Origin of the sequence: Billgrantia pellis (assembly GCF_008297955.1) — a bacterium.
Classification (GTDB): domain Bacteria; phylum Pseudomonadota; class Gammaproteobacteria; order Pseudomonadales; family Halomonadaceae; genus Halomonas; species Halomonas pellis.
Genome location: NZ_VTPY01000005.1, coordinates 1 through 13264, shown reverse-complemented (window position 1 = coordinate 13264; position 13264 = coordinate 1). Strand labels below are relative to the sequence as shown.

Sequence of the window (13264 nt, the reverse complement as noted above, 5' to 3'; positions counted from 1 at the left end):
CGCTCGCCCCCCAGCCGGCTCAATGCGAATGCCTCGGCACTTCGGCGCCGCGGCACCCGACCAGGAAGTCGAAGTCGCAGCCCTCATCGGCCTGCAGCACCCGCTCGATGTAAAGCTGGCGATAGCCGCCGTCACTGGCGATCCGGCTCGATTGGGCGGTGGGATCGCTCTCGGCCAGGCGCGCCTCGAGCTCGGCGTCGCTGATGTCCAGGTGCAGGGTGCCGGCGTCACAGTCGAGTTCTATCCAGTCGCCGCTGCGCACCGCGGCGAGCGGCCCGCCGGCGGCGGACTCCGGCGCCACGTGCAGCACCACGGTGCCGTAGGCGGTGCCGCTCATGCGCGCATCGGAAATTCGCACCATGTCGGTCACGCCCTGTTCGAGCAGTTTGGCGGGAAGGCCCATGTTGCCGACCTCAGCCATGCCGTGATAGCCGCGTGGACCGCAGTTCTTCATCACCAGTACGCTGCTGGCATCGACCTCCAGCTCGGGGTCGTTGATGCGCGCCTTGTAGTCGTCGAAATCCTCGAACACCACCGCCCGGCCACGATGGGTCATCAACTCGGGGCTCGCCGCCGAGGGCTTGAGCACCGCCCCGCGCGGCGCCAGGTTGCCGTGCAGCACGCACATGCCGCCATCCTCGCGCAGCGGGTTGTCCAGCGGGCGGATCACCTCGTCGTTGTAGAGCGGTGCTTCCTTGACGTTGTCCCACAGGGTCTTGCCGTTGACCGTCAGTGCGTCCTTGTGCGGCAGTCGGTCGGCCTCGCCCAGCCGACGCAGCACGGCGGGCAGGCCGCCGGCATAGTAGAACTCCTCCATCAGGAAGCGCCCCGAGGGCTGCAGGTCGACGATGGTCGGCGTACCGCGGCCGACGCGGCTCCAGTCGTCGAGGTCGAGTTCCACCCCGATGCGCCCGGCGATGGCCTTGAGATGGATCACGGCGTTGGTCGAGCCGCCAATGGCGGCATTGGTGCGAATGGCGTTCTCGAAAGCCTCCTTGGTCAGGACCTTGGAGAGAGTGAGATCCTCCTCGACCATCTCGACGATGCGGTTACCGGAGAGGTGCGCCAGCACGTAGCGCCGGGAATCCACGGCCGGAATCGCCGCGTTGTGCGGCAACGAGGTGCCTAGGGATTCCGCCATGCAGGCCATGGTCGAGGCCGTGCCCATGGTGTTGCAGGTGCCCGCCGAGCGCGACATGCCGGCCTCGGCGGCCATGAAGTCATGAATCGAGATCTTGCCGGCCTTGACCTGTTCGGAGAGTTGCCAGACCACGGTGCCCGAGCCGATGTCCTTGCCCTCGTGCTTGCCGTTGAGCATCGGCCCGCCGGTGACCACGATGGTGGGAATGTCGCAGCTCGCCGCGCCCATCAGCAGCGCCGGCGTGGTCTTGTCGCAGCCCACCAGCAGCACCACCGCATCCAACGGGTTGCCGCGGATCGACTCCTCGACATCCATGCTCGCCAGGTTGCGGGTGAACATCGCCGTAGGCCGCAGCAGCGACTCACCGTTGGAGAAAACGGGAAACTCCACGGGATAGCCGCCCGCTTCGAGCACGCCCTTCTTGACGTGCTCGGCAAGCTTGCGGAAATGGGCGTTGCAAGGCGTCAGTTCCGACCAGGTGTTGCAGATGCCGATGATCGGCTTGCCCTCGAACTCGTGGTCCGGAATCCCCTGGTTCTTCATCCAGCTGCGGTACATGAAACCGTTCTTGTCGGCGGTGCCGAACCATTGGGCGCTGCGCAAGGGATGCTTGCGGTCGGTCATACGAGGTCTCCTGAAACCGAAGGATCATGCACGCTGGCGTCGGGTCTGCTTCCAGCGGTCGAACATCACCGCCAGCAGCAGGATCGCGCCGCGTACCAGGTACTGATAGAAAGTGGGCACATTGAGCAGACCCATGGCGTTCTGCACGCAGCCCATGATCAACACCCCCACCAGCACGCCGGTGATGGTGGCCACGCCGCCGGAGAGGGCCACGCCGCCCAGCACGCAGGCAGAAATGACGGCCAGCTCCAGGCCCATCGAGGTGTTGGGATCGCCCAGCCCCATACGCGAGGTGAGCAGCACGCCGGCGATGCCGGCCACCACGCCCTGCAGGCCGAACACGATGACCTTGAGACGGCGCACGTTGACCCCGGCCAGCGCCGCCGCCTCGGGGTTGCCGCCGGTGGCGAGCACGTTGCGCCCGAAGGCGGTCATGTTGAGCAAAACACCGAAGATCACGAAGCAGGCGATCATGGTCCACACCGGCAGCGTCAGGCCGAGGAAGGAGGCGCTGCCGAGGTCGAAGAACTCGGGCACGGTGATCATCACCGCATCGCCGCCGGAAGTGATGTAGGCCAGGCCGCGCACGAACTCCATGGCGGCAAGCGTGGCGATCAACGAGTTGATGCCGAACTTCGCCACCACGAAGCCGTTGAAGGCCCCTACCGCGCCCCCGGCGAGCACGCCGCCGAGCACGCCGATCATCACGCTGCCGGAAGCCGAGGTAACCACGGCGGCGACGACGCCGGCGAAGGCGACGATGGACGCCACCGACAGATCGACTTCGCCCAGCGCCAACACCATCATCATGGTGGTGGCGATAGTACCGATCAGGGTGATGGAGAGCAGCAGGCCCACCATGTTGCGCCCGGTGAAAAAACCCGGGATGAACACCGCCAACGCGACGAACAGAATCACGAAGATGGCGATCAGCCCGGAGGTGTCGAGCAGGGTGCGCAGGGGCTTGGGCAGCCCCCGGCGCGGGGTCGCCGCAGCCGTGCTGCCGTCTCCCCCCGCGAGTTTATGGGTGGTCATGTGGAATCCCTCAAATGGCTCTTGTCGATGCGCTTTCAATGCACTTGTCAAAAGGCTCAGGCAGGCAGCGCCAGCCCCAGCAGGCGCTCCTGGGTGGCCTCCCGGCGCGGCACGATGTCGACCAGCGCGCCGTCGCGCATCACGCCGATGCGGTCGCAGATGGAGCTCACTTCGGCCAGGTCGCTGGAAATCACGACGACGCTCTTGCCCTGCTCGGTCAGCTCGAAAAGCAGGTTGTAGATGTCGCGTCGAGCGCCCACGTCGATGCCGCGCGTCGGCTCGTCCATCACGAACAGATCGATTTTCTCGGACAGCCAGCGCGCCAGGATCACCTTCTGCTGGTTGCCGCCGGAGAGCGAGCCGATGGGCGTGCGCGACCCCGGCGTCTTGATGCTCAGCCGCCCGATGTAGTCCTCGGCATTGGCTCGCTCGCGCCGCGGGTTGCGCAGCAGCCCCCAGCGCTTGAAGAAGCGCCGGCAGCTGATGTTGAGGTTGTCGGCCACGCTGGCGACGGGAAAGATGCCCTGCGACTTGCGATCTTCGGGGCACATGGCGATGCCTCGGCGAATGGCCTCGCCGGGGCTGGCGAAGCGTCGCGCCACGCCCTGGAAGCGCACCTCGCCCGACTTGGCGGTCTCGGCGCCGCACACCAGTCTCATCAACTCGCTGCGCCCCGCCCCGACCAGACCGAACAGGCCGAACACTTCGCCGCGCTTCACCTCGAAGCTCACCGGCGCCTTGAGCCCCCTGCCCTCGATGGCGTCGATCTCGAGCATTACCTCACCCTGCTCACGCTCGCGGTAGCCGTAGACGTCCTCGATGTCGCGCCCGACCATCTCGCTGACCAGGGTGTCGTGATCCAGCGCATCGAGGCTCTCGTGGGTGCGAATGTGCTTGCCGTCGCGGAATACGGTGACCGCATCGCACATCTTGAAGACCTCTTCCATGCGATGGGTGACGTAGAGCACCACGCGGCCCTCGTCGCGCAGCCGGGCGACGATGCGCTCGAGCTGGCGCGTCTCCTGCACCGACAGGCTGCTGGTCGGCTCGTCGAAGGCGATGATGCGGGCATCGCGCAGCAGCGCACGACCGATCTCGATCATCTGCTGCTGGCCGATGGAGAGATCGCGTACCTTGGTCGAAGGGTGGATGCTGCCTTCCCCGAGTTCCTCGAGCATGCGCATCGCCCGTTCGCGCAGCCGCCGCCGGTCGATGAAGCCGTGATGGGCCGGCAGCTGGCCGAGCAGCAGGTTTTCGGCCACCGACATGTTGGGCGCCAGGGTCAGTTCCTGGTAGATGATGGCGATGCCTTGACCGAGCGCCTCGCGGGCGTTGGCGAACACATGGCGCTCGCCGTCGAGCCACAGCGCCCCCTCGGTGACGCGGTTGACCCCGCTGAGCACCTTGAGCAGCGTCGACTTGCCGGCGCCGTTCTCGCCCATCAACGCATGCACCTGGCCGGCGTGGACGCCGAAGCTGACCTTGTCGAGCGCCCGCACGCCGGGGAAAACCACGCTGATGCCGTCGAAACGAAGATAGGGCTCGGTCATGTCACTCTCCCCTCACCGCGATCCGTCACGTTCACAGCCCGAGTTCGGCGCGCACGTCCTGCCAGTTGTCGCGCGTCATCAGGGTGCCCGAGGTTTCGGTATTGGCCGGCGGCTCCTCACCTTCGGTGATCCAGCGATAGAGGCTCTCCGCCGTCTGGCGCCCGTGCTGGGTGGAACTCACCGCCACCGTGCCGTGGAAGCCCGTCGGGTTGCTGCGCGAAAATTCGGCAAAGGCCGCACCGGAGCCATTGATGCCCACGCCGATCACGTCCTCGGCTCCCAGGCCGTACTGCTCGGTGGCGCGCACGCCGCCCAGCACGCTCTCTTCGTTGAGGGCGTAGATGATCCAGTGCTCGAACTCGCCGCGCTGGGAGATCACCGGCGAGGCGGCCGAGAAGGCGCTGCTGGTGTCGGTGTTCTGCTGGGGCGCATCGAAGACGTTCTCGGCGGGGAAGCCCCACTCCACCAGCGCGTCCGTGGCACCGTCGGTACGCTCCTTGGCGGTGGGCAATTCATAATTGGTGATGCGCAGCGCGGCGACCTCCTGCGGATCCCAGCCGCGCGCCTCCATCTCGGCGGCAATCGCCTCGCCGACCTGCTGGCCGATCTTGTAGCCCGACATGCCCAGGTGCGGCACCTCCTCCATGGGCTCGCCGCTACCGTTCACGAAACGGTCGTCTACCGTGACCACTTTCATGCCGTACTGGTTGGCACGATTCATGATGGCGGGCCCCAGACGCACGTCGGGCGGGCAGATGACGAAGCCCTGGGCGCCCTGGGAATTGAGGTTGTCGATGGCGCTCAGCACCTCCTGGCCATCCTCGCCGCCCAGCCGGACGACACTGAAGCCCAGCTCTTCGCCGGCCTGAGTGGCAGCCTCCTGCTCGTTGATGAACCAGGCCTGCTCGGGCTTCTTGACGATGAAGCCTATCTTGACGTCCTCTTCGGCCGCCTGTGTCGCGCCGACGGTTGCGAGCGCGAGGCCGGCACTCAGGGCCAGACGAGTGAAAGTCGTTGTCATGGGCATGTCGTACTCCTAAGTCTCTTCATGTGTTGTTGTTGAATGTGTTGTTGTTCGGACTCTTGGGTCACGAGCCCGGGGCTTCTTCCTGGGCTGAGAAGCGGTAAACCGTGCGCGTGCGATAGGTCTCCCCCGGCTCGAGGATCGTCGAGGGGAAGTTGGCCTGGTTGGGGGAGTCGGGGTAGTGCTGGGTCTCCAACGCGAAGCCGGAGCGGTGCTCGTAGGCCTGGCCCCGCTTGCCAATCAGGTCGCCGGCCAGGAAGTTGCCCGAGTAGAACTGGATGCCCGGCTCGGTGGTGGCGATTTCCAGCAGGCGTCCGCTGTCGGGCTCCCACACCCTGGCGGCCAGCACGGGCTCAGAAGCGGTCTGCTCGGCGAGCACGAAGTTGTGGTCGTAGCCCTTGCCGAACGTCAGCTGCTCGTTGTCCTGCTCGATGCGCTCGCCGATCGGCGTCGGCTGGGTAAAGTCGAACGGCGTGCCTGCGACCGGGCGGATTTCGCCGGTGGGGATCAAGGTGTCATCGACCGGGGTAAAGGCGTCGGCATGGATCGTCAGGTGATGATCGAGAATGCTGCCGCTACCCTCGCCCTCGAGATTGAAGTAGCTGTGCTGGGTGAGGTTGACCGGGGTCGGCTTGTCGGTCGTGGCCCGGTAATCGACGACCAGCTCGTCGGCGTCGGTCAGGGTGTAGGTCACCTCGGTTTCCAGCCGCCCCGGATATCCCTCCTCACCGTCCTCGCTGGTATAGCGCAGAACGAGGCCGGCCCCTTCGTCGTTCGCGAACGGCTCGGCCTGCCATAGCACCCTGTCGAATCCCTGCCGTCCGCCGTGAAGATGGTTGTCCCCATCGTTGGTCGCCAACGAATGGGTTTCCCCATCGAGAGAGAACTGGCCGCCCGCGATGCGATTGCCGTAGCGTCCGATCAGGGCACCGAAGTAGGGGTTGGCCTGGCGGTACTCATCGGAGAGATACTCTTCCAGCGAATCGAAACCCAGCACGATATCGTCGAATTCGCCCTGCGCGTCGGGAGTCTTCAGCGAGAGGATGATGCCGCCGTAGTTGATGACGCGCATCTCGATGCCGTTGGCGTTGGTGAAACGATAAACGTCGACCTGGCGACCGTCGGGCAACTGGCCAAACACCGATTTATCGACACCACGCGCGGCATCACCAGAAGCCGTATCGGCGCTACCCTGTGCCTCGGCCCCGCCCAGCATCAGCACGGCGGCTGCCGCACTCAGTAGCAGGTGCGAACCGGCACCGCGCGTCGAGGCGTACGTGAGTGGCATGATCTTTCTCCTTGATCCTGAATTGTTGTTGTCGGTGCGACGCGCTCGTCGCGGATACAGCCGCTACAGTAGACAAGCCTGACATAACCAACCAATACGCAACTTCGCCTTTTTTGATATAAAAAAGGGTATCAATCAGTAAAGCGGAGAGGCCCAATGCGCACGCTGGAGGACGACTGGTTCTTGCAGGCACGACTAAAGTTGCGCCATTTCCAGCTGTTTCTGGCCCTGGACGAACAGCGCAACCTGCATCGTGCGGCCGCCCAGTTGGGTATCAGCCAACCGGCCGCCTCGAAGCTGCTCGGGGATGTCGAGTCCCAACTGGGGGTCAAGCTGTTCGATCGCCATCCACGCGGGCTCGATCCGAACTGGTATGGAGAGGTCATGGTCCGGCATGCACAGGCCATGCTCTCGGATCTTCATAACACCGGCAAAGAACTCAATGCCCTGCTCGCGGGCAGTGCCGGCAAGGTGGCCATCGGCACGGTGATGGCCCCGGCGGTGACCCTGCTTGCCAGCGCCATCGAGCGGGTGCATCGCACCCACCCCAGGCTGAAGATCAGCGTCGAGGTCGACGTCAGCAAGCGGCTCGTACCGAGACTGCTGGAAGGGGAACTGGATTTCGCCATTACCCGGATACCGGCCGGGTTCTCGACCGATCCGTTCGTATTCGAAGAAATCGGCGAGGAGGAGATCTGCTTCGTGTGCCGGGAGGGTCACCCCCTGTCGGGAGCCGAGCCGCTGACGCTTGCGGCCATGGCCGCCTACCCATGGGCGCTACAGCCCCAGGGGGCGCTGATGCGCCAACGTGTCGACGCACTGTTTCTATACAACGCCATCGATCCGCCGGCTCAGGTCGTCGATACCACCGACATCCTGGTGGCGCTGGCCCTGATCGACCGCTCGGATACGATCACGGCCACTACGCGCCAGGTGGCCGACCTGCTGTGCGCCCCGGCGCGCTTTCGCATCCTGCCGTTCCATCAACGGCTCAGCGTACAGCCGTTCGGCCTGGTGAGCCTGCGCCGCCGCCGGCCCTCCCCGGGGGCGGCAACGCTGATGACCATGGTGCGTGAACTGGTCGCCCACCAGCGCCAGCAAGGACTCCTCTAGGAAAGCACCGCGCAAAAGGCGGCGCTTCTCCCACTCACTCGATAAAGGGCTCGGTCGGCTCGCGCCAGGCGGCGAGGCAGGCATCCGCCACGTGCCGTAGCGGCGCCAGGTCCACGTCGCTGCGTCGCTTCCGGATCAGTTCGGCGAATCGAGCGTAGAGGCCCGGGTACTCGCGCTCATCGGCTTCGAGCAGACACTCGCCGTTGAGCTCCAGCCGACAGCCACCCTGCAGCAAGCTGAGCCGCCCCGCCTCGGTCTCGACGTGAATGCTCCAGATCGGCGGGCTGGGCTGGCGAAAATCGAAGTCGGCCACGATCGGCGTGCCCTCCATATCGCTGAAGGTCAGCGCCGCGGCGATGGGGGCCTGGCAGTTGCTCGGCACCCATAGCCGCGCATCGCGCAGGAAGAAGGCGCGCGGCAATATCTTGGTGGCGATCGACAGCGCGTTGATGCCGGGGTCGAAGACGCCCATGCCGGCCGGCTCCCAGATCCACGCCTGCCCGGGATGCCAGACCCGCACGTCTTCGCGCCAGTCGATCTCGACCCGGTTAATGCGCTGTTCCCTCAACCACTCGCGGGCCTGCGCCACGCCCGGGGCGAAGCGCGAGTGCCAGGCCGCGAACAGCGTGCAGCCCTGGCGCTCGGCCAGCTCGACCAGGTCCGCCACCTCGCTCAGGGTCGCGCCGGGCGGTTTCTCCAGCAGCACGCTCCTGCCCTGCTCCAGGGCGATGCGCGCCTGGGAGTAGCGCAGGTGCGTCGGCGTGCAGATGGCCACCGCCTTCAGTTCCGGGTGGGCCTCGAGCATGGCGGTCAGCGAGTCGTATCCCGGCACACCTTCCAACCGCGCCGAGGGATCCGCCGTCGCCACCAACTGGAAATCGCGGCTCTCGGTCAGGGCCGGAAGATGCTGGTCACGGACGATCTTGCCGACGCCTACCAGGCCGATTTCGATGTCTTGCATTGCCAAGTCCTTTGGTTCGGATGGCGAGACGCTACGTCCCGCCAAAGGAAAGTCACGACTAAAGTATATGTTGAACATGAATGGTATATGTTCAACATATAGGCGGCCTGTAACAATAAACAACCCCTGGAGCCCCTATGCTCAATCTCGCACCCCGTCATATCCTCATCGGCTCGGCACTGCTGATGAGCCTCTCCACGGCCCACGCCGCCGAGTACGAGTGGACCTTCCAGGCGTCGGAGACCTCCGGCGAGCCCAGCTTCAAGATCAAGCAGGAGTGGGCAGAGCGAATCTCGCGCATGACCGATGGCCGCGTCGAGATCGAAGTCATGCCGATCAATGCCGTGGTCGGACCCACCGAAACGCTGGATGCGGTGAGTTCCGGCATTCTGCAGGGCCACATGACCGACCCCAGCTACTTCTCGGGGCAGGACCCGGCGTTCGGCATGCTGGGTAACCTGGTCGGCGCCTGGCAGAACCCCTACGACTTTCTCGAATACATGAAGCACGGCGGTGGCGAAGACCTCTACAACGAGCTGGTCGAACCCTACGGCGTTCACCTGATCGGTGCGGCCACCTTCCCGCTGGAATCGGTGCCCTCCACCGTGCCGATCGAGACGCTGGAGGACTTCGAGGGCCTCAAGATCCGCGCCCCTCAGGGCATGGTCTATAACGTCTTCGAGCGCATCGGGGCCAGCCCCGTCAACCTGCCGGGCTCCGAAGTCTATACCGCGCTGGAGAAGAAGGTCATCGATGCCGCCGACTCCACCGTGCTCTCCAACAACGACGCCATGGGCCTGCACGCCTTCGCGCCCTACCCGCTCTACCCCGGCTTCCACTCGATGCCGATGATCGCCGTGTCGATCAACAAGCAGATCTGGGATGAGCTGCCGGAAGAGCTGCAGACGACTCTCGAGACCGCCTTCGACGGCATGGCCTACGACCTGATCGCACGGCTCAAGGCCCAGGACATCGAGACCCTGCAGCGCCTGCAGGAAGACCCGGACGTTCACCCCTACGACCTGCCCGCCGAGGAGCGTCGCAAGTTCAGCGCCGCCGCGGAAGCGGAATGGCAGGAGTGGGCCGGCGAGAACGAGATGACCCAGAAGGTCTACGACTCCGCCACCGCCTTCCTGCGCTCGCGCAACCTGCTCTGAACCACGCACCGGCAACCGAAGCGGGCCGCCAGACACTGGCGGCCCGCAACGCCTATCGAGACTCGCCATGTCGCAGCAACAACATGACCCCAAGCCCCTGCCCGAACAGGAACTCGCCGATGCCGTGGAACGGGTCGAAGATGTCTCGCCCGAGCGTAACGGCCTCGACCGGCTGGTGTCGCGAGGCGCCCGGGGCGCCGCCTGGATGATTCTGCTGGCCATGGCCATCAGCGTGGTCGAGGTCTTCCTGCGCTATGGTTTCAACTCCCCCACCTCCTGGGTACACGAAACCGTGGTGTTTCTCATCGCCATCAGCTTCGCGCTGGGCGGCCCCGCGGCCATGGCACGCAACAGCCACATTCGGGTCAAGGTGCTCTACGATAACGTCGGACCGCGCCTCAAGGGCTGGATGGATCGCTTCAACGACCTGGTGACCCTGGGCTTCTGCCTGGCCATGAGCTACGCCGCCTTCCACATGTTCTGGCGTGCCTCGCACAACCCACTCGGCGAGTGGCGCCTGGAGCGCTCCGGCACCTCGTGGAACCCGCCCTTCCCGGCCATGGTCAAGGGCGTGATCCTGTTCGCCCTGGCGCTGATGACATTGCAGGCCCTGTTGCACCTGATCCAGTCGCTGCGGGCTCGCCCCGGCCGGGAGGTGCGCTGATGGATATCTCGACCGCAACGCTGCTGATGGTCGGTGCCATCTTCGCGCTGCTCGTCACCGGGCTGCCGCTGGCCTTCATTACCGGCCTGGTGGCGATGGCCTTCACCTTCGGCTGGTTCGGCGAGACCGCCCTGCCGCTGGTCACCAGCCGGGTATACGGCTTCATTACCGAGTATTCGCTGGTGGCGGTGCCGATGTTCGTGCTGATGGCCTCGCTGCTCGACCGCTCCGGTATCGCCAAGGACCTGTTCAACGCCATGCGCGTATTCGCCGGCCGGCTGCCCGGCGGCGTGGCGGTGCAGACCATCGTGGTGGCGTTCTTCCTGGCGGCGCTGTCGGGAATCATCGGCGGCGAGATCGTGCTGCTGGGCATCCTGGCGCTGCCGCAGATGCTGCGCCTGGGCTACGACAAGCGCTTGTCGATCGGCGTGGTGTGCGCCGGCGGCGCGCTGGGCACCATGATGCCGCCGTCGATCGTGCTGATCATCTACGGCCTGATCGCCAGCGTTTCGATTGCCGAGCTGTTCACCGCCGCCGTCACTCCCGCCGTGATCCTGATGGGCTCCTACATCGCCTACGTGCTGGTGCGCTGTATCAAGAATCCCGACATGGGGCCGCCGCTGACCGAGGAGAGCCAGGACAACCCCTTCGCCAGCAGGCTCGACGCCGCCAAGGCGATCCTGCTCCCCGGGCTGATCGCCTTTCTCGTGCTCGGCACCATCTACGGCGGCATCGCCTCGGTCACCGAGGCGGCGGCCATGGGCGTGTTCGGGGTGATCCTGGCGATCATGGTGCGCCGCGAATTCTCGCTGGGCATGCTGCATCACAGCCTGGGCCAGACGCTCAATACCTGCGGCATGATCATCTGGATCGGCATCGGCGCCGCCGCCCTGGTGGGCGTCTACAACCTGATGGGCGGCAATCGCTTCGTCTCGGGCCTTATCCTGGGTCTCGAGGTAGCGCCGATCGTCATCATTCTGGTGATGATGGGCATCATGCTGGTACTCGGCCTGTTCCTCGACTGGATCGGGATCGCCATGCTCGCCCTGCCGATCTTCCTGCCTATCGTCACCGAGCTGGGCTTCGACCCGATCTGGTTCGGCATCCTGTTCGCCGTGAACATGCAGGTCTCCTTCCTGTCACCGCCGTTCGGCCCGGCGGCGTTCTATCTCAAGAGCGTGGCGCCCCCGGAGGTCAGCCTGAAGGACATCTACCTTTCGGTACTGCCGTTCATGCTCATTCAGCTTTGCGTGCTGGCCGCTCTATTGATGTGGCCTCAGTTGGCCATCTGGCCGCTCTGACAACACTCCCATACGAGGAAACCGCGCCATGCGCCTGATTCAATGCGAACACCAAGGCCAGGTTCATGCGGCCCGGGTCGAAAGCAACCGTGAGGTTCGCCTGCTCGACGCCGACACCTATACCCTCGCCCGCCGCGCCATCGCGGCAGGCCAGTCGCTGAGCGATGCCATCGAAGCAGCACTGACCGAGACCCGTCTCGACTATCAGCGACTGGTCGACGAGAAGCGCCTGCTGCCGCCGCTGACCCACCCCGACCCGGCGCACTGCCTGGTCACCGGCACCGGCCTCACCCACCTGGGCAGCGCCGACACGCGCTCGGCCATGCACGCCAAGACCCAGGTCAGCGAGGCGGAACTGACCGATTCCATGCGCATGTTCAAGCTCGGTGTTGAGAGCGGCAAGCCGCAAGCGGGCGTCATCGGCGCCCAGCCGGAGTGGTTCTACAAGGGCGACGGCGCCTGCGTGGTGCCCCCCGAGGCCGCGATCCCCGTGCCGCACTTCGCCGAGGATGCCGGCGAGGAGCCGGAGCTGGCCGGGCTCTACGTGATCGGCGACGACGGCCGGCCCTGGCGGGCGGGCTACGCCATCGGCAACGAGTTCTCCGACCACGTGACCGAGCGCTTCAACTACCTGTGGCTGGCTCACTCCAAGCTGCGCGCCTGCAGCTTCGGTCCGGAACTACTGGTGGGCGAGCTGCCCGCGCACCTGGAGGGCGTCAGCCGTATCGTGCGCGGCAGCGACACCCTGTGGGAAAAGCCCTTTCTCACCGGCGAGGCCAACATGGCCCACAGCCTGTCCAACCTGGAGCACCACCATTTCAAGTACTCGGGCTTTCGGCGCGCCGGGGACGTGCACGTGCACTTCTTCGGCACCGCCACCCTGAGTTTCGCCGACGGCATTCGTACCCGCGACGGCGACCGCTTCGAAATCAGCCTCCCCGAGTTCGGTCGCCCCCTGCGTAATCCACTACGCTTCGAGGCAGACAAGCCAGCCATCGATGTGAAAACGCTTTGAGAGAAAGGAGATCGACATGACACTCGAAGGCAAGATGCTGATCGGCCAGGCGGCCGTCAGCGGCAGTTCCCAGCCCATCCACGCCGTCAATCCCGCCACCGGCGAGACCCTCGAGCCCACCTACGTGGGCGGTGGCAAAGCCGAGGTCGAGCGCGCCTGCCGGCTCGCCGAGGCGGCCTTCGCCAGCTACCGCGAGACCACGCTGGAGCAACGTGCGGCGTTCCTGGAAACCATCGCCAGCGAGATCGAGGCCATCGGCGACGCACTGATCGAGCGCGCCATCGCCGAGACCGGCCTGCCCCGGGCGCGCCTGGAGGGCGAGCGCGGCCGCACCTGCGGCCAGCTGCGCCTGTTCGCTGCCGTGGTGCGCGCCGGCGAGTGGCTCGACGTG

The 13264-nt window shown here is 65.6% G+C and carries 12 protein-coding genes; 6 read left to right on the top strand and 6 right to left on the bottom strand.

Annotated elements, in window-relative coordinates; translation table 11 throughout:
- Positions 1–19: 19 nt before the first annotated feature.
- From F0A17_RS13220 to F0A17_RS13200, 5 genes are all read right to left on the bottom strand, one after another.
- A complete protein-coding gene (locus F0A17_RS13220) occupies positions 20–1765 on the bottom strand; it encodes an IlvD/Edd family dehydratase (protein WP_149328833.1) in 1746 nt (581 codons plus the stop codon).
- 24 nt (positions 1766–1789) lie between these two features.
- Positions 1790–2800, bottom strand: coding sequence for an L-arabinose ABC transporter permease AraH (gene araH / locus F0A17_RS13215; protein WP_149328832.1), 1011 nt, complete (start codon positions 2798–2800; stop codon positions 1790–1792).
- A 56-nt stretch (positions 2801–2856) separates the two neighbouring features.
- Complete coding sequence (gene araG, locus F0A17_RS13210) at positions 2857–4350, bottom strand: L-arabinose ABC transporter ATP-binding protein AraG (protein WP_149328831.1); 1494 nt, start codon at positions 4348–4350, stop codon at positions 2857–2859.
- A gap of 31 nt (positions 4351–4381) precedes the next feature.
- On the bottom strand, positions 4382–5377 hold the full coding sequence (locus F0A17_RS13205) for an arabinose ABC transporter substrate-binding protein (protein WP_149328830.1): 996 nt from the start codon (positions 5375–5377) through the stop codon (positions 4382–4384).
- Between the two features lie 61 nt (positions 5378–5438).
- Positions 5439–6662, bottom strand: coding sequence for an aldose epimerase family protein (locus F0A17_RS13200; protein WP_223111547.1), 1224 nt, complete (start codon positions 6660–6662; stop codon positions 5439–5441).
- Between the two features lie 156 nt (positions 6663–6818).
- Here F0A17_RS13200 and F0A17_RS13195 point away from each other — a divergent pair, with 156 nt between their 5' ends.
- A complete protein-coding gene (locus F0A17_RS13195; RefSeq protein WP_149328829.1) occupies positions 6819–7775 on the top strand; it encodes a LysR family transcriptional regulator in 957 nt (318 codons plus the stop codon).
- Between the two features lie 34 nt (positions 7776–7809).
- Here the strand turns inward: F0A17_RS13195 and F0A17_RS13190 are convergent, their stop codons facing one another.
- On the bottom strand, positions 7810–8736 hold the full coding sequence (locus F0A17_RS13190; protein WP_149328828.1) for a Gfo/Idh/MocA family protein: 927 nt from the start codon (positions 8734–8736) through the stop codon (positions 7810–7812).
- Between the two features lie 137 nt (positions 8737–8873).
- On the opposite strand from F0A17_RS13190, the gene F0A17_RS13185 reads away from it, so the two are divergent.
- The 5 genes from F0A17_RS13185 to F0A17_RS13165 all read left to right on the top strand — a co-directional run.
- Entirely contained in the window at positions 8874–9893 is a 1020-nt protein-coding gene (locus F0A17_RS13185; RefSeq protein ID WP_149328827.1) for a TRAP transporter substrate-binding protein, read from the top strand.
- 67 nt (positions 9894–9960) lie between these two features.
- Positions 9961–10557 (top strand): TRAP transporter small permease subunit, encoded by a 597-nt coding sequence (locus F0A17_RS13180; protein ID WP_149328826.1) that lies wholly within the window; start codon positions 9961–9963, stop codon positions 10555–10557.
- Positions 10557–11858 (top strand): TRAP transporter large permease, encoded by a 1302-nt coding sequence (locus F0A17_RS13175; protein WP_149328825.1) that lies wholly within the window; start codon positions 10557–10559, stop codon positions 11856–11858. The genes F0A17_RS13180 and F0A17_RS13175 overlap by 1 nt, the downstream gene beginning before the upstream one ends.
- 28 nt (positions 11859–11886) lie before the next feature.
- On the top strand, positions 11887–12873 hold the full coding sequence (araD1, locus tag F0A17_RS13170) for an AraD1 family protein (protein WP_149328824.1): 987 nt from the start codon (positions 11887–11889) through the stop codon (positions 12871–12873).
- A gap of 16 nt (positions 12874–12889) precedes the next feature.
- A partial coding sequence (locus F0A17_RS13165; protein ID WP_149328823.1) for an aldehyde dehydrogenase family protein occupies positions 12890–13264 on the top strand: 375 nt, incomplete at its 3' end.